Below are 22,449 nucleotides of genomic sequence, written 5' to 3' on the forward strand. Positions count from 1 at the left end.
AATCTATGGGGAGGGGCACCCCCTCCGAGTTTGGAGCACGGCAGTATAGGAAGCGGATATGTCAGACTGATGACATGGAGATATTTGCAGAACATCTTGCAAATTTATCTAGCCGTGTCACCGATCATGCATGAGCCCACCTTGTGGGGCAAATATGATTTCTCTTGGAAACTTATACGTTATTCGTATAAATCTATTAAAAAAATCACAAAGCGACCACGTAATCCCTGCAAACGTGCATAAACAGTGTCGGCCGGATTATAAGGGAGGCATGCCTAGCGGAAATCACAAAGCGTGAAAATCTAAAAATCTGTCCGATTGGCAAAGATTTTTGTCGCGTCTGCGAGACAGATTGTCGTTTTAGGCAAGTCTTGCCCGCCCGACAACGCTGTCGAGCGGGCAAAATATTACTTTGCGGAATGTGCCTGGCGGTCCAGGGCGGCGATGTCGGCTTCGAATTTCGCGAAGCGTTCGTCGAGCTGGCGGGTCAGGCGCGCCTTGTCGGCGGCCGGGAGGAAAGCGTAGCGGATGCTGTTGTAGGACGCTTTCTTGACTTCCGCGTAGCCGGGCTTGTAGCGGCTGGCAAACAGCACGTACTCGTTGGCCAGGTTGTGGCGGGTCACGCCGGCGTCGTCCGTCGAGATCACATAGGGCACGCCATATTTACGGTACAGGGTCACCGGATGATCCTGTCCCTGCACGCCGTTGATGAAGGCGTTCGAGGTCAGGTTGATCTCGACCGGGATGTCCCTGGCGCGCATGCGCTGCATGATCGACACGATATTCGTCTCGTGGGCCAGGTCGATGCCGTGGCCGATGCGGTCGGCGCCGGCCAGGTTCACGGCCTGGTCGATGTGGAACTGCAGGTCTTCCGGCGGGACGTCGCCCAGCGCCAGCTCACCGGCGTGCATCGCCACCTTGACGTCCGGGTAGACCGACTTCAGGAAGCGGAACATCTTCATGTGCAGGGTGTAGTCGCGCATCGACACCATCTGGCTCTCCTGCCCGACGATGTTGACGCCGACGATCTTGCTGTCCCTGGTGGCGGCCTTGAAACCGGCCAGCATCGAGGAGAACACCTGGGACGGGTTCAGCAGGCGCAGCACATAGGTCTGGTAGCGCATGGTGAAGCGCTCGTCGTCGATGCCGGCGGCGGCCTCGTCGATCTTGGCGACGAAGTCGGCGATCGACTGGTTGAACTTCGGATCCGCATCGAGCTGGCTCATCCAGGCGCGCATCTGGGCATTCAGGGCCGCATCGTCGTGCGCGTTCTGCCAGGCCTGGGCGTCGAAGTCCTTGTTCACGACGAACGGCGACATCTTGAACATGGTCTCGATGTAGCTGACGTTCTCGCCGATGGCGCGCTCCTTGATCTCGACCAGGCCTTCGTGGAAGTTGGCGTTCGAGACCGGGCCGAAGTAGCCGAAGGTCTGGAAGAACTGGCGATCCGGCGGCGCCTGCACGGCGCCGTGGTTATGGAAATCCTTGCTCGACCAGCGCTGCAGCAGCTCGCGGTAGGTGAAGTCGTCGGCATAGACGTCGGCGCTGGCCAGGCAGTTGCGCGCCGATGCCGGCTTGGCGCGCTCGGCGTCGACGATCGCCTTGTCGGTCTCGATGCGGTAGGTCTGCTTGTTGACGCAGTAGCCCTGCTTGTCGAGGAAGTCGACATAGGTCTCGGCATACAGCGCACCGGAATAGTGGTGGTGCAGGTCGCCGCCCTTCGGCATCTGGGTGAAGAACATGGTCAGCTCGGCCGTCTTCGGCTCGCTGCCGGCGATCAGCGCGGCGTAGTGGCGCGCGGTGGCGGCTTCGTTGGCCTTGGCGGCGGTGGGACGCGCGCCGGCATTGGCGGCCAGTGCCAGGCTCAGGGCCACGGCGAGGAGAGTCTTCTGCATGTGTGCTTTCGGTCGGTCTTGGGGCGAAACCTCAGGGCAGCGTCCGCTCGTGCACCGCGACTCATGCCACTGGCATGAGTCGCCCAGCCGCGTAGGTGGCGCGGATGGCGCGGTCGTCGCCCAGCAGGGCCAGCGCAAACAGGGTCTCCTCGAGCGTGTTGCTGTGCGCGGTGCGGCGCTCCAGCAGCGGCGTGGCCTTGGGGTCGAGCACGATGAAATCGGCCTCGGCGCCCCGAACGAAATTCCCGATCGTGCCCTCGAGCTGCATGCTGCGCGCGGCGCCCAGCGTGGCGAGGTAGAACATGCGCAGGGCCGGGAGGTAGCTGCCTTTCAGTCGCGCAACTTTATACGCTTCATTCATGGTTTGCAACATCGAGAACGACGTGCCCGCCCCCACGTCCGTGCCCAGCGAGACCAGGGCCCCGGCATGGTCGGCGCGGGCGATGTCGAACAGGCCGCTGCCCAGGAACAGGTTCGAGGTCGGGCAATGCGAGATCGCCGAGCCGGATTCCGCCATCCGCGCGAAGTCGGCATCGTCCAGCCAGATGCAGTGGCCGTACATGGCGCGCGCTCGCATCAGGCCATAGTGGTCGTAGACGTCCAGGTAGCTGCGGCGCTGCGGGAACAGTTCGCCGACCCATTTGCATTCGTCGCGGTTTTCCGAGACGTGGGTCTGGATGAAGGTGTCCGGCCAGGCGCGCGCCAGCTCGCCGGTGGCGGCCAGCTGGGCCTCGGTGGAGGTCGGGGCGAAGCGCGGCGTGATCGCGTACATGCTCCTGCCCTTGTTGTGCCAGCGCCGGATCAGTTCTTCGCTCTCGCGCAAATCGGCGGTGTCCTGCAGGAAGTCCGGGCAGTGGCGGTCCATCAGCACCTTGCCGGCGCCCATGCGCAGGTCGCGCGCGGCACTCGCCTCGAAGAAGGCGTCGACCGATTCCTTGTGCACGCTGCAGTAGACCAGGGCCGTGGTGGTGCCGTTCCTCAGCAGCTCGTCGAGGAAGAAGTCGGCGGTGGCGCGCGCGTGCGCGGGATCGCCGAACTGGCGCTCGGTCGGGAAGGTGTAAGTCTCCAGCCACGGCAGCAGGCCCGGGGCCGGCGAGGCGATCATGTCGGTCTGCGGGAAATGCAGGTGGGTGTCGATGAAGCCCGGCGTGATGATCTTGCCGCGGTAATCGACCGGCACCACGCCCTCCGGCAGCGTCGGCGCGAGCTGCGCGTAATCGCCGGCCGCCTTGACCTTGCCCGCTTCGACGATCAGCAGGCCGTCCGCATGCCAGACATGGGCGTCCTGCTTGACTCCGGGATCGGCGTGAAAATGCAGCAGGCTTGCTCGGTAGGCCTGCAGGTTTTGGGTGTCCATCGACATTAGATTCTTTCTGTTGAGGCTATGGTCACGGTGCGGGCTTCCCACACCATCAGCAGTTGCGCGGCCACGGCGACGGCGATCACGGCGGGCGCCTTGCCTTCGATGCCGGGCACCCCGATCGGGCAGACCATGGCATCCAGGCGCGTTTGCTCCACGCCGCGCTCGCGCAGGCGGTGCTCGAACTGCTTGCGTTTGGTATGCGATCCGATCAGCCCGAACCAGTCTTGATCGAGGCTTGGGCGCTTCAGGATCGTTTCGGCCAGGCGCTGGTCGAGCGCATGGCTGTGCGTCATGACGAGGAAGCTGGTGCTCGGCGCGGCCCGTTGCGCCAGCGCTTCCGGGATATCGGTCGCTTCGGCCACGACGTTGGCCGGCAAGTGGTCGGGGAACAGGTCTTCGCGCTCGTCGACCCAGGTCACGCGGCAGTGCAGGTCCGCCAGGGCGCGCACGATGGCCGCGCCGACGTGGCCGGCGCCGAACAGCATCAGGTGGTCGCGCGGCGCCTCGACCTTGTCCACCAGCCAGCGCCGTCCGTCGGGACCGCGCATGATATGGGTCCCTTGCGCGCGTGTAAAGTCCGGGGCCTCGCCGCCCTGGATCCGTTGCGCGCACGCGTCGAACAGCGCCAGGTCGGGCGCGCCATCGATGGCCACCAGGCGCCAGCAGTCCTCGCCGGCGCGCGCCGCCAGTTCCGCCAGGTGTGCCCGGTCGGCCAGTTCGAAGGCCAGCTGCACCACCCCGCCGCAGCACTGGCCGAGGCTGGGGCCGAGCGGGAAGCGTTCCAGGCGCCGGGTCTCGCCGGCCGCCAGCATGGCGCGCGCCGTTTCGACGCCGCGCAGCTCCAGGTGGCCGCCGCCGACCGTGCCCCACTGGCGCGTCGCATCCACCAGCATCTTCGCGCCGGGTTCGCGCGGCACCGAGCCTTCGACCGCGGCGACCGTCACCAGTACGGCAGGCGCGGCCCCAAGCCCGGCGCCGTGCGCCGCTGCGGACAGCCAGTCTTCCATCTCAGGCGCTCGCCGGCGTTGCCGCCTGCACCGCGGCGACGGCATTCAGGATCGCTTCGCAGGTCGCCGGCGCGTGCAGCGGCGGATGGACCTGATGGCCCTTGATGCTGGAGATGGCGTCGCGGATCGCGAAGAACACGGAGAACGGCAGCAGCAGCGGCGGCTCGCCCACGGCCTTCGAGCGGTGGATCGAATCCTCGACGTTGCGGTTCTCGAACAGGCGCACGCGGAAGTCTTCCGGGCAGTCGGACACCGCCGGGATTTTATACGTCGACGGCGCATGCGTCATGAGCTTGCCGCCCTCGTTCCACCACAGCTCCTCGGTGGTGAGCCAGCCCATGCCCTGGATGAAGGCGCCTTCGACCTGGCCGATGTCGATGGCCGGGTTCAGCGACTTGCCCGCGTCGTACAGGGCATCGGCGCGCAGCAGTTTCCATTCGCCGGTCAGGGTGTCGACGATCACTTCCGACACGGCGGCGCCGTACGCGAAGTAGGAGAACGGGTGGCCGGTCATGGTCTTCGGGTCCCAGTGCAGGCCGGGGGTGGCGTAGTAGCCGTCCGACCACAGCTGGGTGCGCGCCAGGTAGGCTTTCGCCACCAGCTCGCCGAACGGGATCTCGGCGCCGTTGACGAACACGGTGTCGGCCGCGAAGCGCACCTGCTCCGGCACGCCGCCATACTGCTTCGCCGCGAAGGCCGCCAGGCGCTCGCGGATCTGGCGCGCGGCGTCCTGGGCCGCCTTGCCGTTCAGGTCCGCGCCGGTGGAGGCGGCGGTGGCCGAGGTGTTCGCGACCTTGCTGGTATTCGTGGCGGTGATGCGCACGCGCGCCAGGTCCACGCCCAGCTCGTGCGCCACCACCTGCATCACCTTGGTGTTGACGCCCTGCCCCATCTCGGTGCCGCCATGGTTGACCAGGATGGAACCGTCCACGTAGACGTGCACCAGCGCACCGGCCTGGTTCAGGTGGGTGACGTTGAAGGCGATGCCGAATTTCACGGGCGTGAGCGCCAGGCCCTTCTTCAGCACCGGGCTGGCTGCGTTGAACGCATCGATGCTTGCGCGGCGGGCGCGGTATTCGGAACTCGCCTCGAGCTCGTCGACCAGCTCGTGGATCACGTTGTCGACCACCACCTGGCCGTAGGGCGTGACGTTGCGCTCTTCCTTGCCGTAGAAATTCAGCTTGCGGATGTCGAGCGCGTCGCGGCCGAGATTCCTCGCGATCTCGTCGAGCACGTATTCCATCGCGATCGCGCCCTGCGGGCCGCCGAAGCCGCGGAAGGCGGTATTCGACTGCGTGTTGGTCTTGCCGCAGGCGGCGCGGATGTCGACGTCGGACAGGTAATAGGTATTGTCGAAGTGGCAGACGGCGCGCGTGGCCACCGGGCCGGACAGGTCCGCCGAGAAGCCGGCACGCGACACCATGTCGACCCTGGCCGCGACGATGCGTCCGTCGTCGTCGTAGCCGACTTCGTATTCGTAGTGGAAGCAGTGGCGCTTGCCGGTCACCAGCATGTCGTCGTCGCGGTCGGCGCGCAGCTTGACCGGGCGGCCGCACAGCTTGGCCGACACCGCCGCCGCCGCGGCCCACAGCGCCGACTGCGATTCCTTGCCGCCGAAGCCGCCGCCCATGCGCCGGCACTCCACCACCACGTGGTGCGAATGCAGGCCCAGCGCGTGCGCGACCACGTGCTGCATCTCGCTCGGGTGCTGGGTCGAGCACAGCACCAGCATGCCGTCGTTTTCCTGCGGGATGGCGTAGGCGATCTGGCCTTCGAGGTAGAACTGTTCCTGGCCGCCGACGTGCAGTTCGCCTTTCACCGTGTGCGGCGCGCGTTCGAAGGCGGCCTGGGCGTCGCCGCGCGCGAGGCGCATCGGCGGCAGCACATAGCTTTGCGCCTTGCGCGCTGCCTGCGGCGTCAGGATGGCCGGCAGCTCTTCGTAGGCGACGACGCCCTTCTTCGCGGCGCGGCGCGCATTGTCGTGGGTGTCCGCCACCACGACGAACAGCGGCTGCCCCACGTACTGCACCAGGCCGTCGGCCAGGATCGGATCGTCGTGGATGATGGGGCCGCAGTCGTTGGTGCCGGGGATGTCGCGTGCCGTGTAGACCGCGACCACGCCGCGGCTGGCGCGGACCAGCGAGAGGTCGATAGACTGGATCCTTGCGTGCGGTTTACTGGACAGGCCCAGCGCCGCGTGCAGGGTGCCGCGGACCTCGGCGATATCGTCGGTGTAGTCGGCCTGGCCGAGCACGTGCAGCCGCGCCGATTCGTGGGCCTTCGAGACGCCGACCGCAGTCCACGCCGCCGTCTTCGGTTCCGGTGCGCTCATGTCGTTCATGGTCGCTCTCCTCAGGCAAATACGTTCACTGCGTCCGCCGGCAGCGGGTTCTCGCGCCGGGTCTCCAGCCAGAAGCGGCGCAGCAGGTTCTGCGCGCCCTGCATGCGGTAGGCGTTCGAGGCGCGCATGTCGGTGAGCGGCGCGTAGTCCTGCGCCAGCGCCGCCATCGCCTCCTGCAGCGCGGCCTCGTCCCAGGCGCGGCCGGTCAGGGCCGCTTCGGCCTGTGCGGCCCGTTTCGGGGTCGCGGCCATGCCGCCGAAGGCGATGCGCGCCTGCTGGACGACGCCTGCGTCCAGTTCGAGGGCAAACGCGGCGCACACGGCCGAGATGTCCTGGTCGAAGCGCTTGGCCAGCTTATAGGTACGGAACGCGACCCCGGCGCGCGGCAGCGGGATCCGCAGCGCCTGCACGAATTCGCCGGGCTGCAGGTCCTTCTGCTGGTAGCCGAGGTAGAAGTCTTCCAGCGCCAGTTCGCGCTCGCCCGCCGGGCCGCGCAGCACCAGGCGGCTGCCGAGCGCGATCAGCCAGGGCATCGAGTCGCCGATCGGCGAGCCGTTGGCGACGTTGCCGCCCAGGGTGCCGGCATTCCGGATCGGCAGCGAGGCGAAGCGCTGCCACAGCTCGGTCAACTCCGGATAGCGCGCGCAGATGGCGGCATAGGCATCGTTGAGGGACACGCCGGCGCCGATCTCGAGCATGCCGCCGGCCTCGCGCACGGCTTTCAGTTCACCGACATGGCCGAGGTAGATGATGTCGGCGAGCTCGCGCATCTGCTTGGTGACCCAGAGGCCGACGTCGGTCGACCCGGCCAGCAGCACGGCCTGCGGATGGGCGGCGCGCGCCGCCACCAGCTCCTCGACGCTGCGCGGCGCGTGGAAGGTCTGGCCATTGAAACTGTACACCGCGCCGGCTTCGCGCTGCAGCCCGCGCAAGGTGGCGGCCAGGGCCTCGCGGTCGAAGCCGACGCGCGGCAGTTCCGTCATGCGGCGCGCGGCATCGATGATCGGACGGTAGCCGGTGCAGCGGCACAGGTTGCCGGACAGGGTGTCGTCGATCTCGCGGCGGTCCGGGCAGCCATGCCCGGACGGCAGCCCGTCCCGTTTCAGGTACATCCCCCACAGCGACATCGCGAAGCCCGGCGTGCAAAAGCCGCATTGCGAACCGTGGCATTCGACCAGCGCCTGCTGCACCGGATGGAGCGCGCCGCCGGCCTGCTGCAGGTCTTCGACGGTGAACAGGGCCTTGCCGTCCAGGGTCGGGGTGAACTGGATGCAGGAATTCACCGCCTTCATCTCGAGCCGGCCGTTTTCCAGCGAACCGATCACGACGGTGCAGGCGCCGCAGTCGCCCTCGGCACAGCCTTCCTTGGTGCCGGTGCAATGCAGGTCTTCCCGCAAGTGCTGCAGGACGGTCTGCGTGGGCGCGACGCCGCTCGCTTCGTGAACGGCCCCGCGGTAGAAGAATCGGATCGGTGTGGACATTGTTGCCTCGGATTTAACCCAGCTTGTGAGATTAACACCGGAGGAGGCGCCAGATATATTCGATTGATGATTTTGGATATAATCAATTTCGAATACAACCATGCACCGTAACGCGCTTTCATTCTACAAACAGATGCTGCATTTGCCAGCACGGCAGCTGAACAAGGCGAAAACGCAAAACTTGCTATGCTTGACCCGACCAGGGAGGGAAAGCATGTCTTTGCACGTCGTACATTTCATCGGTCCGATCAACGCCAACTCGGCCTGCACCATCCGCAACCTGTGCCTGCAGGCCCTGCAGAGCGGCGCCAGCGAGATCGAACTGCATATGTCGACCGAGGGCGGCAACATGACGGCCGGCTTCGCGCTGTATTTCTTCCTCAAGTCCCTGCCCCTGCCCCTCACCACCTGGAACGTCGGCAGCGTCGAATCGGTCGGGGTCGCGATCTTCCTGGCCGGCCAGAAGCGCTATGCCTGCCCCGGCACCCGCTTCCTGATCCACCCGCTGCACTGGGGCTTCGGCAACCTGGTGGCGGCCGACCATGCCCGCATCTCGGAATGGCGCGACTGCCTCGACTTCGACGCCGAGCGCTATGCCACGATCTTCGAGGAAGCCACGCGCGGCGCCCATGCGCCCCACGACATCCGCGGCTACCTCACCGGCAGCTCGCGCATCTACACGGCCGACCAGGCCGTCCAAGCCGGCATCGTCCACGACGCCCGCCAGGCCCGCCTGCCCGAAGCCGGGACCACGTCGCACTGGTGGAACTGAGCGTAGCAAACTTGCAAGGCCCCTCCCCTTGCCTTTAGAATCGACTCCTTCCCCGATTCTTCACGGTCTGCCTTGGAAACCGTACCCCTTTGGGCGCTCGTCCTTGCCCTCGTTCTCCTGATTCTCTGCTCGGCCTTCTTCGCGATGGCGGAAACGGCCCTGATGGCGGCCAACAAGTACCGCTTGCGCCACATGGCCAAGCGCGGCCACCGCGGCGCCGTCACCACCCTGTGGCTGCTCGACCGTACCGACAAGCTGCTGTCGCTGGTGCTGATCGCGAATACCCTGATCAATGCGATGGCCACCGCCCTGGTGACGGCGATCGCGATCCTGTTCTTCGGCCATGAGGAAAGCGTGATCACGATCGCCACCGCCAGCGTGGCCTTCCTGCTGATCGTGTTCGCCGAGATCGCGCCGAAGGTGATCGGCGCCACCTATCCGGAACGCATCTCGCTGGGCACCAGCCTGGTGCTGCGGCCGCTGATGAAGGTGGCCAAGCCGGCCATCTGGTTCGTCAACCTGTTCGTCTCCGCCATCCTGCGCCCCATGGGCATCCGCGCGAACGCCGATGCTCACCAGCAGCGCCTGTCGCCCGAGGAATTGCGCACCGTCGTGCTGGAAGGCGGCAACTTCATGCCGCAGAAGCACAAGAGCATCCTGCTCAACCTGTTCGACCTGGAAAAGATCTCGGTCGAGGACATCATGACCCCGCGCAGCCAGATCGAAGCCCTGAACCTGGCCCTGCCGGTCGAGGACATCAAGGCCGAGCTGACCACCTGCTACCACAACAAGCTGCCCGTCCACGACGGCGAGATCAATCGGATCGTCGGCATCCTGCACGTGCGCAAGGCGGTCGGCCTGCTGAACCAGGCGGACGAGCTGACCGCCGACCACTTCCGCGAACTGTTGAGCGAACCGTATTTCATTCCCCAGGACACGGACGTGTTCACCCAGCTCCAGTATTTTCAGGAAAACAAGGAGAGGCTGGGCATCATCGTCGACGAATACGGCGAGGTGCAGGGCCTGGTGACGCTCGAGGACATCATCGAGGAAATGATCGGCGACTTCACCACCTCGACCCCGGGCACCGCGCGCGCCGACGCCATGGCCTGGAGCGCCAAGGGCGAATGCCTGCTCGAGGGCAGCACGCCGCTGCGCGACATCAACAAGAAACTGGGCCTGGAGCTGCCGCTGGACGGCCCCAAGACGGTCAATGGCTTGCTTCTCGAACAACTCCAGGAAATCCCGGAGTTCCCCATCGCACTCAAGGTCGGGCAATGCGTGATCGAGGTGGTGCAGGTGCAGAATCAATCAATCAAGATCGTGAAACTGTTGCGGCCGGTGGCTATCAAACGGTGGCTGGCGGCCTAAACCACGTCGTCCCCGCGCAGGCGGGGACCCAAGTTTTGCGTGAGTTAACGAGACGCCTGCAAACTTGGGTTCCCGCCTGCGCGGGAACGACGATGATTCGCCTCGGGAGCCGCAATGTCACTCAGCCAGATCTTGTCACCCATGCAATACCATTCCATCTACGTGGTATGCACGCGTCTTTCCCGGAGGCTATCTCTTTACAAATCTAATGCCTGCGGGCATGATCCCAAGCAGCCGCCGGGAATGACTGGCCAGCCCGGCTCCTTGTCGCCAATCCATCCCTGATCCTATGGCAGCAGTCCTCCCCAACACGACCGCAGGCACCGCATTGCCCGGGTTGGCGCGCGCCCTGGTGCAGGCTGGACGGTTGACGCTGCCGCAGGCGGACGGCCTGCAAAAGAAGGCCGCCGCCGACAAGACCGGCTTCATCGACACCCTGCTCGGCGCCGGCGCCATCGATGCGCCCGGCCTGGCGGTGTTCTGCGCCGAGACCTTCGGCTATCCCCTGCTCGACCTGTCCACCTTCAGCACGGAGTCCCTGCCGGCGAACGCCATCGATGCGCGCCTGATGCAGACCCAGCGCGTGGTGGCGCTGTCCAAGCGCGGCAACAAGCTGTCGGTGGCGCTGTCCGATCCGACCAATACCCAGGCCCTGGACCAGATCAAGTTCCAGAGCGAAGCCTCGGTCGAGCCCGTGATCGTGGCCCACGACACCCTGCTGGCCCTGCTGGCCGGGCTGTCGAAGAACGCCGAGCAGAGCATCAGCGAACTGGTCGGCGACGACGCCGACATCGAATTCGCGGAGGACGAGCCGCAGCAGGCCACCCAGGCCGAAGCGGCGGCCGCCTCGGAAGTCGAGGACGCGCCCATCGTGCGCTTCCTGAACAAGGTGCTGATGGATGCGATCACCCTCGGCGCCTCGGACATCCACTTCGAGCCCTACGAAAAGCAGTACCGGATCCGCCTGCGCGTGGACGGCGTGCTGCGCGACCACCTGGCGCCGCCGCTGTCGATCCGCGACAAGCTGGTCTCGCGCATCAAGGTGCTGGCCAAGCTCGACATCTCCGAAAAGCGCGTGCCGCAGGACGGCCGCATGCGCCTGGTGCTGTCGCCGACCAAGACGATCGACTTCCGCGTCAGCACCCTGCCGACGCTGTTCGGCGAAAAGACGGTCATGCGTATCCTCGACGCCACCCAGGCGCAGATGGGCATCGACTCGCTCGGCTACGACCCCGACCAGAAGGCGCTGCTGATCGACGCCATCACCCGCCCCTACGGCATGGTGCTGGTGACGGGCCCGACCGGCTCCGGCAAAACGGTTTCTTTGTATAGCTGCCTCAACCTGCTGAACAAGCCCGGCATCAACATCTCGACGGCCGAGGATCCGGCCGAGATCAACCTGCCCGGCGTGAACCAGGTCAACGTCAACGAAAAGGCGGGACTCACCTTCCCGGTCGCGCTGAAGGCCTTCCTGCGCCAGGATCCGGACATCATCATGGTCGGCGAGATCCGCGACCTGGAAACCGCCGACATCGCCATCAAGGCCGCCCAGACCGGCCACATGGTGTTCTCGACGCTGCACACGAACGATGCGCCGTCCACGCTGACGCGCCTGATGAACATGGGCGTGGCGCCGTTCAACATCGCCTCGTCCGTGGTCCTGATCACGGCCCAGCGCCTGGCGCGCCGCCTGTGCACCTGCAAGCAGCCGCTCGACATCGAGCGCGACGTGCTGAAGGCGGCCGGCTTCCGCGACGGCGACCTGGACGGCGAATGGAAGCCCTACGGCCCGGTCGGCTGCGAACGCTGCCTGGGTTCGGGCTACAAGGGGCGGGTCGGCATCTACCAGATCATGCCGATCTCGCCGGCGATCGAAGCCCTGATCCTGGCCAACGGCAATTCGATGCAGATCGCCGCCCAGGCGGAAAGCGAAGGCGTGAATTCGCTGCGCCGTTCCGGCCTGATGAAGGTGAAACAGGGACTGACCAGCCTCGAGGAAGTGCTCGGCTGCACCAATGAATAGGAAATAATATGGCAACTTCGGCCCAAGCACGTGCCGCTGGCGGCGCCCAGATCAAGGAATTCGTGTTCGCCTGGGAAGGCAAGGACAAGACCGGCAAGACCGTGCGCGGCGAGATGCGCGCCGGCGGCGAAACCATCGTCAACGTGACGCTGCGCCGCCAGGGCATCATGGTCACCAAGGTCAAGAAGAAGGTCTACCGCAGCGGCAAGAAGATTGTCGACAAGGACCTGACCCTGTTCACGCGCCAGCTCGCCACCATGATGAAGGCCGGCGTGCCGCTGCTGCAATCCTTCGACATCGTCGGCAAGGGCCACTCGAACCCGTCGATGTCCAAGCTGATCATGGACCTGCGCGGCGACATCGAGACCGGCACCAGCCTGAACAACGCCTTCCGCAAATACCCGCTCTACTTCGACCCGCTGTTCTGCAACCTGGTGGGCGCCGGCGAACAGGCCGGCATCCTGGAAGACCTGCTGACGCGCCTGGCGATCTACAAGGAAAAGACGCTGGCGCTGAAGGCCAAGATCAAGTCGGCCCTGATGTACCCGATCGCGATCCTGGCGATCGCCTTCATCGTCACCGCCGTGATCATGATCTGGGTCGTCCCGGCCTTCAAGGAAGTATTCACCAGCTTCGGCGCCGACCTGCCGGCCCCGACCCTGTTCGTGATGGCGATGTCCGACTTCATGGTGAAGTGGTGGTACGTCATCTTCGGCGGCCTGTTCGGCGCGATCTACTTCTTCTTCCAGGCCTGGCGCCGTTCCCTCAAGATGCAGCAGGCCATGGACCGCCTGCTGCTGCGCCTGCCCGTGTTCGGCGACGTGATCCGCAAGGCGACCATCGCCCGCTGGACCCGCACCCTCGCCACCATGTTCGCGGCCGGCGTGCCGCTGGTCGAAGCCCTCGACTCGGTCGGCGGCGCCTCGGGCAATGCGGTGTACCTGGATGCGACCAAGAAGATCCAGACCGAAGTCAGCACCGGCACCAGCCTGACGGCGGCGATGCAGAACGCCAACGTGTTCCCGAACATGGTGACCCAGATGGTCGCCATCGGCGAAGAGTCCGGCGCCCTCGACGGCATGCTGGGCAAGGTCGCCGACTTCTACGAAGAGGAAGTCGACGAGGCCGTGGGCGCGCTGTCCTCGCTGATGGAACCGCTGATCATGGTGATCCTGGGCGTGCTGATCGGCGGCCTGGTGGTGGCCATGTACCTGCCGATCTTCAAGCTGGGCTCGGTCGTGTAAACTTGCAGGGCGCACGTTCGGCTGCCCAAAGCCCGCAAAACCCCATAGAATAGGTTGATTCACGGAAATCAACCTATTCCTGCCACGCCATGCAACCGGACACCCTCCTCTTCGCCGCCCCCGCCAGCCTGATCCCGGCCATCGCCGCCGCCATCTTCGGCCTGCTGATCGGCAGCTTCCTGAACGTGGTCGTGCACCGCCTGCCGATCATGCGCCAGCGCGAAATCGACAACTACATCGCCGACAAGGAAGGCAAGCCGCTGCCCTTCCCGGAGCGCTACAACCTGATGGTGCCGCGCTCCGCCTGCCCGCACTGCGGCCACCGGATCACGGCGCTGGAAAACATCCCCATCGTCAGCTGGCTGGCCCTGCGCGGGAAATGCAGCGCCTGCAAGGCGCCGATCTCGGCCCGCTATCCGGTCGTCGAAGCGGTCAGCGGCATCCTGTCGGGACTGCTGGTCTGGCATTTCGGCAGCGGCTGGGCGGGCCTGGCGACGCTGGTGTTCACCTGGCTGCTGATCGCGATGACGCTGATCGACATCGACCACAAGGAACTGCCGGACGACCTCACCTATCCGCTGCTGTGGCTGGGCCTGCTGGTCAACCTGGACGGCAGCTTCGTGCCGCTGCGCGATGCCGTGCTCGGCGCCGCCGGCGGCTACCTGTTCCTGTGGGCGGTCGCCCGCACCTACGAACTGGTGCGCGGCCATATCGGCATGGGCGACGGCGACTTCAAGCTGCTGGCCGCGCTCGGCGCCTGGTTCGGCTGGAAGATGCTGCCCATGATCATCATCCTGTCGTCCTTCGTCGGCGCCGCCATCGGCCTGGCCATGATTGCGATCGGCAAGACCAAGAAGGGCCAGCACATCCCGTTCGGTCCCTACCTGGCGGGGGCTGGTATGATCGCCCTCTTCTACGGACCGGAACTCACCCAGCTCGCGATGGGGCTGGCGCAGCCTTGAATGGATAAACAGGATTCCACGCGGACGATGCCGAGGTTCGATGTCGGCCTGACCGGCGGCATCGGCTGCGGCAAGACCACCGTCGCCGACCTGTTCGCCGCGCGCGGCGCTTCGGTGATCGACACCGACCAGATCGCGCACTCCCTCACCGCGCCGCACGGCGCGGCCATGCCTTTTCTCCTCGACGAGTTCGGCCCGGATTTCGCCACGCCGGACGGCGCCCTGGACCGCGCGAAGATGCGCGCCCTGGTGTTTGCCGACCCCGGCGCGCGCACGCGCCTGGAGGGCATCCTGCACCCGCGCATCCGCGAAGCCACGGCCGCGGCCGCGCTGCTGGCCACCGGCCCCTACGTGATCTTCGTGGTGCCGCTGCTGATCGAATCCGGCACCTGGCGCGAGCGGGTGGCGCGGGTGCTGGCGATCGATTGCCCGGAGGAAGTGCAGATCGCGCGCGTGATGGCGAGGAATGGCTTGCCGGAAGCCCAGGTGCGCGCCATCATGGCGGCCCAGGTCACGCGGGCGCAGCGCCAGGCGGCGGCCGACGACATCATCCTCAACGACGACGGGCTCGAGGCACTATTGCCCCAGGTGGAACGCCTGCACGCCTTTTATCTTAACGAAGCGGCAAGATTGGCGGAATCGCCGAACGAGCGTTTGTAATTTTGCCCATCATGGTTCAGAATCACGGGATCGCTCCAGCATACGCCGAGAGGAATGCCACTTTGATCGTCTACGAATACCCATTCAACGAGCGGATTCGCACGTTGTTGCGGCTCGAGGACCTGTACGAGAAATTCAAGTTCTTTGTGAATCAGGAGCATCCTCTGCAGCACCATGTCGCGCTCGCGACGATCTTCGACATGCTGGAAGTGGCGGGGCGCGCCGACCTCAAGTCCGACCTGCTGCAGGAACTCGAACGCCAGAAGCAGAGCCTGATGAGCTACCGCAGCAACCCGGCGGTCGCCGCCGAGGCGCTGGATGCCGTGCTGGCCGAGCTGGACACCGTCAGCAACGCCCTCGTCAACGCCCAGGGCAAGACCGGCCAGAACATCCGCGACAACGAATGGCTGATGAGCATCCGCGGCCGCACCGTGATGCCGGGCGGCGCCTGCGAATTCGACCTGCCTTCCTACTACGCCTGGCAGCAGCGCACCGCTGCCCAGCGCCATGCCGACATCATGGGCTGGTTCGCACCGCAGGCCCCGCTGTTCGACGCCCTGGCCCTGGTGCTGCGCCTGCTGCGCGATTCCGGCGGCCCGGTCAAGATGATCGCGGCGAGCGGCAGCTACCAGCAGATGCTGCAGGGGAAGGTCTACCAGATGCTGCGCCTGTCGATCGACGATCGCCTGGGCGCCATTCCGGAAATCTCGGCCAACAAGTACATGCTGTGGGTGCGCTTCACGAGCCAGGGCGGTGACCTGAAACCCAAGCCGCTCGAAGACGATGTACCATTCGAGCTCACCCTCTGCAACTTCTGAATCCCGTCATGACTGTCGTTTCCTGTCCCACCTGCGGCAAAAAGGTCGAATGGACCCCGGCGAACAAGTTCCGCCCATTCTGCTCCGAACGCTGCAAGCAGATCGACCTCGGCGCCTGGGCCGAGGAGAAATACACGATCCCGGGCGCCACGCCCACCGATGCCCAGGATGATCCGCTGGCCGACCAGTAAGCCGCACCTTTTTCGAGGGAGTACGCATGCCGCTGATCACCCTTACCGTCCGCAAACCCAAGAGCGCCGAATTCAAGGCGCAGGTGCTCGATGCCGTGCACGCCAGCCTCGTCTCGACCGGCGTGCCCGGCACCGACAAGTTCCAGCGCGTGCTAGAACTCGACGCCGACGATTTCCGCTTCGATCCGACCTACCCCGACGTTGAAGGCAGCCGCAACGGGGATTTCGTGCTGATCGAAATCCTGTGGTCGGTCGGGCGCAGCGTGAAGGTCAAGAAGAAGTTGCTGGCCGAGCTGATGGAGCGCCTGCGCGGTGCGGGGCTGGATCCGGAAAACGTGATGGTGGTGTTCAAGGAGACCAGCTGGGAGAACTGGGCCTTCGCGGGCGGCCGCATTCTTCACACATGAGGATTCTTGCGCTGGCCGCGATCCGCGGCTACCAGCGCTGGATTTCACCGCACAAAGGCTTTTGCTGCGCGCTGCGCGCCCGGCGCCGGTGCGCAATCCCTGGCGCCACAAGGAACAGGGCCATTGCGATGTGCCCTGCGACTCGCCCGGCTGCGACGCTCCCGGCTGCGACCTGCCGGACCTGTCCTGCCACGGCGGCCATGGCAACCGCGCCTGCGGCTGCGCCGAAGATGTTCTCGACCTGGCCGACTGCGGCTGCGATATCGGCGACTGCGGCCGCGCCAATCGCCGCCGCGCCGAACGCTGGCGCTACAAATGCTGCGGCCGGCGTGCGCGCCGGCAGCGCGACAACGCCCACCTCGATGCCCTGGCGCGCAGGATCGCCGAGCGCAAAAGACAGCAGCGATAGGCGGCTGCTATAGTCGCTGTTCACCTTTTCGCAGGAGCCAGCGATGCAGAAACGAACACTTGGAAACCTGGAAGTCTCGGCCCTCGGCCTCGGCTGCATGGGCATGACCCACGCCTACGGCAAGGCGCCGGAGCGGCCGGCCATGGTCAAGCTGCTGCGCGATGCGGTCGAGCGCGGCGTCACCTTTTTCGATACGGCCGAAGTCTACGGCCCCTTCAATAACGAGGAACTGGTCGGCGAGGCCCTGGCGCCGCTGCGCGACCAGGTCGTGATCGCGACCAAGTTCGGCTTCGCGCCCGATCCCAAGGGCGGGCCGCGCTGGAGCGGGCTGGACAGCCGCCCGGAGCACATCCGCGCCGTGGCCGAGGCATCGCTCAAGCGCCTGAGAACCGACACCATCGACCTGTTCTACCAGCACCGCGTCGATCCGGACGTGCCGATCGAGGACGTGGCCGGCACGGTCGCTGAGCTCATCAAGGAAGGCAAGGTCAAACACTTCGGCCTGTCCGAAGCCGGCGCCGAGACGATCCGCCGCGCGCACGCCGTGCAGCCGGTGACGGCGCTGCAAAGCGAATACTCGCTGTGGACGCGCGAGCCGGAAGCGGAGATCCTGCCGCTGCTGGAGGAGCTCGGCATCGGCTTCGTTCCCTTCAGCCCGCTCGGGCGCGGCTTCCTGACCGGGAAGATGGACGAGAACACGCAGTTCGACAGCTCTGACTTCCGCAACAGCCTGCCGCGCTTCACCGCCGAAGCCCGGAAGGCGAACCAGGCCCTGGTCGACCTGCTGGGCCAGGTCGCGCAACAGAAAGGCGCGACGCCGGCCCAGGTGGCGCTGGCCTGGCTGCTGGCGCAGAAGCCCTGGATCGTGCCGATCCCGGGCACCACCAAGCTGAGCCGGCTGGAGGAGAATATCGGGGCGGTGGCGCTGGAATTGACGGCGGAGGACCTGGCCGGAATCGACGAGGCCGCGTCGAAGATTACGGTGCAGGGGGCGCGCTATCCGGAGCACTTGGCGCGGATGGCGAAGGGCTGAGGAGCCTGATCGTCGGTCCCCGCGCATAAACAACCGTCGTCCCCGCGAAGGCGGGGATCCAAGTTCTACTGCGCAGGCTAATCAACGAACTTGGGTTCCCGCCTGCGCGGGAACGACGGGATAACGCACCTTGTCCAACCACTCCAGCAACGGAATGGTCGCCGGCAGCAGCGGGCTGACCGAATACCCGCCCTGCCACGCAAACGCCTGCCCTTCCAGGCTTTGCGGCTCACCGATCCACTCGCGGCTGATGTAGAAGTACAGCCGCACATGGGCATGCTCGTACACATGCTCGACGCAGCACCAGGGTTCGGCGCTCACGACGTGCACGCCCAGTTCTTCGACGAACTCGCGCTGCAGGGCGTGGAAGATGTCCTCGCCCGGCTCGACTTTCCCGCCCGGGAATTCCCAGTAGCCGGCATACGGCTTGCCGTCGGGGCGCTGGCCCAGCAGTACGTCGCCGTTCTCGCGCATCAGGATGCCGACCGCGACGTCGATCGGCTTTTTCACTTCAGACATCCACCAGCTCCTGCCTGGGTGCGGGCGGCAGCTTGCCCGCGTAGTCCTTGGCGAACTGCCAGGCCACCCGGCCCGAGCGCGAGCCGCGCTGCAGCGCCCAGCGCAAGGCCTCCGGACGCGCGGCCTCGACCTGCTGCGGCGTGCAGCCGAAGCTCGCCAGCCAGTGGCCGACGATGTCCAGGTAGTCGTCCTGCTTGAACGGATAGAAGGACAGCCACAGGCCGAAACGCTCGGACAGCGAGATCTTTTCCTCGACCGTCTCGCCGGGATGCAGGTCGCCGTCGTCGCCATGGCTGTAGCCGGCGTTGTCCGACATTTTTTCCGGCATCAGGTGGCGCCGGTTCGAGGTCGCGTAAATGAGCACGTTGTCCGACTGCGCCGTGATGCTGCCGTCCAGCGCCACCTTCAGCGCCTTGTAGCCGGCCTCGCCCTCTTCGAAACTGAGGTCGTCGCAGAAGATCACGAAGCGCTCCGGACGGCCGGCCACCAGGTCGACGATGTCCGGCAGGTCGGCCAGGTCGGCCTTGTCGACCTCGATCAGGCGCAGGCCCTGGCCGGCGAAGCCGTTCAGGCAAGCCTTGATCAGGGACGACTTGCCGGTGCCGCGCGCGCCGGTCAGCAGGACGTTGTTGGCCGGGCGGCGCTGCACGAACTGGAGCGTGTTCTGCTCGATCTGCTCCTTCTGGGGGCCGACGTGCTGCAGGTCGTCCAGACGGATGGCCGAGGCGTGCAGCACCGGCTGCAGGTATTTCTGGCCGGCGGCGCCCGAACCGGGACGCCTGCGCCAGCGGAAGGCAAAGCTGCGGTTCCACTCCGGCTCGCGCGGCACGCTTGGGGGCAGCATCGCCTCCAGCCTGGCGAGCAGGTTTTCGGCGCGGTGCAGGAACTGGTCGAGCTGGTTCATAGGAGATTAACTGAGCCTGCTTACGAACGGTAATCGGCGTTGATCGAGACGTAGTCGTGCGACAGGTCGCAGGTCCAGACCGTGGCCGCGGCATCGCCCCGGCCCAGTTCCACGCGCACCAGGATCTCCGCCTTCTTCATCACGCGCTGGCCGTCCTCTTCGCGGTAGTCCGGGTTGCGGCCGCCGGCCTTCGCCACCAGCACGTCGTCCAGGTAGAGATCGAGCTTCGTGGTGTCGAGGTCGTCCACGCCGGCATAGCCGATCGCGGCCAGGATGCGGCCCAGGTTCGGGTCCGAGGCGAAGAAGGCGGTCTTCACCAGCGGCGAGTGGGCGATCGAGTAGGCGATCTTGCGGCACTCTTCCATGTCGCGGCCCTGCTCCACCGTGATGGTGATGAACTTGGTGGCGCCTTCGCCGTCGCGGATGATCTGCTGGGCCAGGTGGGTCGAGATGCCGGTGACGGCGTCGCGCAGGGCGGCGTAGTCCGGGCTGTCGCTTGAATCGATCACCAGCGAACCGGCGCCCGTCGCCATCAGGATGAAGGAATCGTTGGTCGAGGTGTCGCCATCGATGGTGATGCAGTTGAACGAGCGGTCGGCCGCGTAGCGCACCAGTTCGTCCAGCACCGGCTGGGCGACCTTGGCGTCGAAGGCCACGTAGCCCAGCATGGTCGCCATGTTCGGCTTGATCATGCCGGCGCCCTTGCTGATGCCGGTGAGCGTCACGCTGTGGCCGCCGATGCTGGTGGTGAGCGAAGCCGCCTTCGGCTGGGTGTCGGTGGTCATGATGGCTTCGGCCGCGTTGAACCAGTTGTCCTGCTTCAGGTTGCCGACTGCGGCCGGCAGCGCGGCGACGATCTTCTGCACCGGCAGCTGTTCCAGGATCACGCCGGTCGAGAACGGCAGCACCTGCTGGGCGTCGATACCGAGCAGGCGCGCCACTTCGTCGCAGGTGGCCTTCGCATTCGCCAGGCCCGGCTCGCCGGTGGCGGCATTGGCGTTGCCGGTGTTGACCACCAGCGCGCGGATCGGCTTGCCGCCCGCGGACACGGCCGCCAGGTTGGCCTTGCTCACCTGGACCGGCGCGGCGCAGAAACGGTTCCTGGTGAAGACGCCGGCGACGGTGGCGCCTTCGGCAAGTTTCATCAGCAGCACGTCCTTGCGGTTCGGCTTCTTGATGCCGGCTTCGGCAAAGCCGATCTCGAGGCCATTCACGGGCTTCAGGTCGGCGGCGACGGGCAGGGGGGAATTGACGGCCATGGCGTTCTCAGAATGAAAGATTGTCGAATCCAATATTGTACCGCCAGCGGCTGGGATGGGGCGCCGCATCGTCGTTAATGACTTTTTAAGACGGGTGCTTAATAATTGGCAACATTATTACTAAAAATGGCATGCCCGTGAAAATTGCGCTCCCGACTTCGCTGCTGGCGGCTTCCGTGCTGGCGATCTCCGCTTTCGCGGCCGACCAGCCGCCCGCGGCCAGCCCGGCCGCCCGGCCCGCTCCCGGTCCGGTCGCGGACGCCATGCAGTCCGCCCTGCGCGAATGGCAGCTGGCCCAGGAGCCGCGCCTGCCCCTCCCCGTCCAGCTGGACCGCATGGCGGCCATGCGCTACACCCCGGAGACCGCCGCCAAGCTGCGCACCGTGTTCGGCAACGAGCAGCCGTTCACGGTCGACCGGCAGCCGGCGAAGACGGGGCGCCTGCTCTACCGGATGCGCCTGCAGCCGCTGCACCATGCGGACGATGACGGTTCGCGCGTGGACTGGGACGAGGCCCTGCTCGACTTCGACATGGACAAGGCCGGCAAGACCGTCGACCTGAACGGCCACTGGAACACCCTGGCCGCCGAGGAAGCCGGGATGCGCCTGAGCGCGGAGGACATGACCCTGACCGGGCGCCAGTCGCGCAGCCGCGACCATCTCTGGTTCGGCAACGCCGCGGTGCGCGTGGCCCGCGTGCGCGCGGAGGGGAAAGCCGGCGACACGATGCTGGCCATGGACGACCTGCGCATGAGCTGGCGCAGCGCGGACCGCCCGAAGACCATCGACATGCAATTCCAGAGCCGCATCGGCGCCATTGCCGTCGCCGGCGAGAAGGTCGAGGACGTGCGCTTCGACATGCGCTTCGTGAACATCGACAGGGCCTCGATGGCGGCGCTGCAGGCCGCCGGCGAGCGCCAGCGCAAGGAGCTGGCCGCGATGACGCCCGAGCAGACGCTGGCCGTGGTCAAGCCGCTGCTGCTCGGCTTCGGCAAGGCCTCCATCGCGCGCGGCTCGGCCATCGAGATCGACGAGATCAGCGCGCGCTTCCACGGCATCAAGGCCAGCATCCGCGGCCGGGTCGGCCTGGCCGGCGCGGTCGAATCCGACCTGCATGACTTGACGGCGTTCGCGAAGAAGATCGCGGCCCGCTTCGAGATCCGGGTGCCGGTCGCGATGGTCCGCGAGATCGGCGGGGTGGTCGCCGCGCGCCAGGCGCAGCAGCAGGGCACGACGCCGGACGCCGCCAGCACCGCCCAGATGGGCCAGACGATCGCCGACGTCATGGTCGGCAAGCTGGTCGGCGGCGGCTTTGCGCGCATCGAGAACGACGTGCTGGTCTCGAACCTCGAGTTCCGCGACGGGAAGCTGACCGCCAACGGCAAGGAAGTGACGCTGCCCACGCCCGCGCCAGGCGGCCAGCAGCCGGCCACGACGCAGCGCTCGAACCTGCCGCCGGGCGCCCTGCAGGCGCGCCGCATCGAAGACAGCTGCCGCCTGCCGGACTTTCCGGACGAGGTCATCGGCCAGGACAAGCCGCTGCGCGCGGGCTTCGCCTGGCTGGTCGACGACCAGGGCAAGGTCGGCAACGTCCGCGTGACGGCGCCCAGCGGTTATCCGGGCTGGGACCATGCCATGACCGAGGTGCTGGGCCAGTGCCGCTACATCCCTGCCCTGCAGGACGGCAAGCCGATCGGACTGCAGGTCGACTGGGACGTGGCGCGCAGCGCAGGCGGGCCGCGCTCCCCCAGTCCAGGGACTTGAGTAAGATGTCCTTCCCCATGCGGAGCC

At 66.2% G+C, this 22,449-nt stretch carries 20 protein-coding genes; 12 read left to right on the forward strand and 8 right to left on the reverse strand.

Translation table 11 applies throughout. The features are described 5' to 3' along the window. Positions 1-407: 407 nt before the first annotated feature. From AC3A6M_RS06605 to xdhA, 5 genes are all read right to left on the reverse strand, one after another. Positions 408-1,895, reverse strand: a complete 1,488-nt coding sequence (locus tag AC3A6M_RS06605; RefSeq protein WP_487851934.1) for an adenosine deaminase family protein — start codon at positions 1,893-1,895, stop codon at positions 408-410. Between the two features lie 61 nt (positions 1,896-1,956). After that, positions 1,957-3,252: a guanine deaminase gene (guaD, locus tag AC3A6M_RS06610; protein ID WP_487851935.1), complete on the reverse strand. Its 1,296-nt coding sequence runs from the start codon at positions 3,250-3,252 to the stop codon at positions 1,957-1,959. Positions 3,253-3,257: 5 nt separating this feature from the next. Next, entirely contained in the window at positions 3,258-4,265 is a 1,008-nt protein-coding gene (gene xdhC / locus AC3A6M_RS06615; protein WP_487851936.1) for a xanthine dehydrogenase accessory protein XdhC, read from the reverse strand. 1 nt (position 4,266) lies between these two features. Further along, positions 4,267-6,606: a xanthine dehydrogenase molybdopterin binding subunit gene (gene xdhB / locus AC3A6M_RS06620; protein WP_487851937.1), complete on the reverse strand. Its 2,340-nt coding sequence runs from the start codon at positions 6,604-6,606 to the stop codon at positions 4,267-4,269. An 11-nt stretch (positions 6,607-6,617) separates the two neighbouring features. Then, a complete protein-coding gene (xdhA, locus tag AC3A6M_RS06625) occupies positions 6,618-8,087 on the reverse strand; it encodes a xanthine dehydrogenase small subunit (RefSeq protein WP_487851938.1) in 1,470 nt (489 codons plus the stop codon). 214 nt (positions 8,088-8,301) lie between these two features. On the opposite strand from xdhA, the gene AC3A6M_RS06630 reads away from it, so the two are divergent. From AC3A6M_RS06630 to AC3A6M_RS06680, 11 genes are all read left to right on the forward strand, one after another. Continuing rightward, positions 8,302-8,859: an ATP-dependent Clp protease proteolytic subunit gene (locus tag AC3A6M_RS06630; RefSeq protein WP_487851939.1), complete on the forward strand. Its 558-nt coding sequence runs from the start codon at positions 8,302-8,304 to the stop codon at positions 8,857-8,859. A 72-nt stretch (positions 8,860-8,931) separates the two neighbouring features. Beyond that, positions 8,932-10,230 carry an HlyC/CorC family transporter gene (locus AC3A6M_RS06635; protein WP_487851940.1) on the forward strand — a complete coding sequence of 433 codons (1,299 nt, stop codon included), beginning with the start codon at positions 8,932-8,934 and terminating at the stop codon, positions 10,228-10,230. 289 nt (positions 10,231-10,519) lie between these two features. Then, entirely contained in the window at positions 10,520-12,253 is a 1,734-nt protein-coding gene (gene pilB / locus AC3A6M_RS06640) for a type IV-A pilus assembly ATPase PilB (RefSeq protein ID WP_487851941.1), read from the forward strand. 8 nt (positions 12,254-12,261) lie between these two features. After that, on the forward strand, positions 12,262-13,497 hold the full coding sequence (locus AC3A6M_RS06645; protein WP_487851942.1) for a type II secretion system F family protein: 1,236 nt from the start codon (positions 12,262-12,264) through the stop codon (positions 13,495-13,497). An 89-nt stretch (positions 13,498-13,586) separates the two neighbouring features. After that, positions 13,587-14,459 (forward strand): prepilin peptidase, encoded by an 873-nt coding sequence (locus tag AC3A6M_RS06650; RefSeq protein ID WP_487851943.1) that lies wholly within the window; start codon positions 13,587-13,589, stop codon positions 14,457-14,459. A 27-nt stretch (positions 14,460-14,486) separates the two neighbouring features. Next, positions 14,487-15,119 (forward strand): dephospho-CoA kinase, encoded by a 633-nt coding sequence (coaE, locus tag AC3A6M_RS06655; protein ID WP_487851944.1) that lies wholly within the window; start codon positions 14,487-14,489, stop codon positions 15,117-15,119. A 62-nt stretch (positions 15,120-15,181) separates the two neighbouring features. Continuing rightward, positions 15,182-15,937, forward strand: coding sequence for a cell division protein ZapD (gene zapD / locus AC3A6M_RS06660; RefSeq protein ID WP_487851945.1), 756 nt, complete (start codon positions 15,182-15,184; stop codon positions 15,935-15,937). Positions 15,938-15,945: 8 nt separating this feature from the next. Further along, positions 15,946-16,128 carry a DNA gyrase inhibitor YacG gene (gene yacG, locus AC3A6M_RS06665; RefSeq protein WP_487851946.1) on the forward strand — a complete coding sequence of 61 codons (183 nt, stop codon included), beginning with the start codon at positions 15,946-15,948 and terminating at the stop codon, positions 16,126-16,128. A gap of 26 nt (positions 16,129-16,154) precedes the next feature. Continuing rightward, a complete protein-coding gene (locus tag AC3A6M_RS06670) occupies positions 16,155-16,535 on the forward strand; it encodes a tautomerase family protein (protein WP_487851947.1) in 381 nt (126 codons plus the stop codon). Between the two features lie 61 nt (positions 16,536-16,596). Continuing rightward, positions 16,597-16,944: a hypothetical protein gene (locus AC3A6M_RS06675; protein WP_487851948.1), complete on the forward strand. Its 348-nt coding sequence runs from the start codon at positions 16,597-16,599 to the stop codon at positions 16,942-16,944. A 43-nt stretch (positions 16,945-16,987) separates the two neighbouring features. Then, entirely contained in the window at positions 16,988-17,977 is a 990-nt protein-coding gene (locus tag AC3A6M_RS06680; protein ID WP_487851949.1) for an aldo/keto reductase, read from the forward strand. Positions 17,978-18,058: 81 nt separating this feature from the next. Here the strand turns inward: AC3A6M_RS06680 and AC3A6M_RS06685 are convergent, their stop codons facing one another. The 3 genes from AC3A6M_RS06685 to argJ are packed head-to-tail and all read right to left on the reverse strand — an operon-like array spanning position 18,059 to position 20,659. Further along, the gene (locus AC3A6M_RS06685) at positions 18,059-18,496 is read right to left on the reverse strand and encodes an NUDIX domain-containing protein (RefSeq protein ID WP_487851950.1); all 438 of its coding nucleotides are present in this window, start codon (positions 18,494-18,496) and stop codon (positions 18,059-18,061) included. Continuing rightward, positions 18,489-19,400: an ATP-binding protein gene (locus AC3A6M_RS06690; protein WP_487851951.1), complete on the reverse strand. Its 912-nt coding sequence runs from the start codon at positions 19,398-19,400 to the stop codon at positions 18,489-18,491. Before AC3A6M_RS06690 ends, AC3A6M_RS06685 begins: the two co-directional genes overlap by 8 nt. Positions 19,401-19,420: 20 nt before the next feature. Next, positions 19,421-20,659, reverse strand: a complete 1,239-nt coding sequence (gene argJ, locus AC3A6M_RS06695) for a bifunctional glutamate N-acetyltransferase/amino-acid acetyltransferase ArgJ (protein ID WP_487851952.1) — start codon at positions 20,657-20,659, stop codon at positions 19,421-19,423. A gap of 137 nt (positions 20,660-20,796) precedes the next feature. Between argJ and AC3A6M_RS06700 the strand changes: the two genes are divergently transcribed. Then, the gene (locus AC3A6M_RS06700) at positions 20,797-22,422 is read left to right on the forward strand and encodes a DUF945 family protein (RefSeq protein ID WP_487851953.1); all 1,626 of its coding nucleotides are present in this window, start codon (positions 20,797-20,799) and stop codon (positions 22,420-22,422) included. Positions 22,423-22,449 lie beyond the last annotated feature (27 nt).

The sequence above is a fragment of the Telluria sp. Soil_C_11 genome, assembly GCF_057657395.1.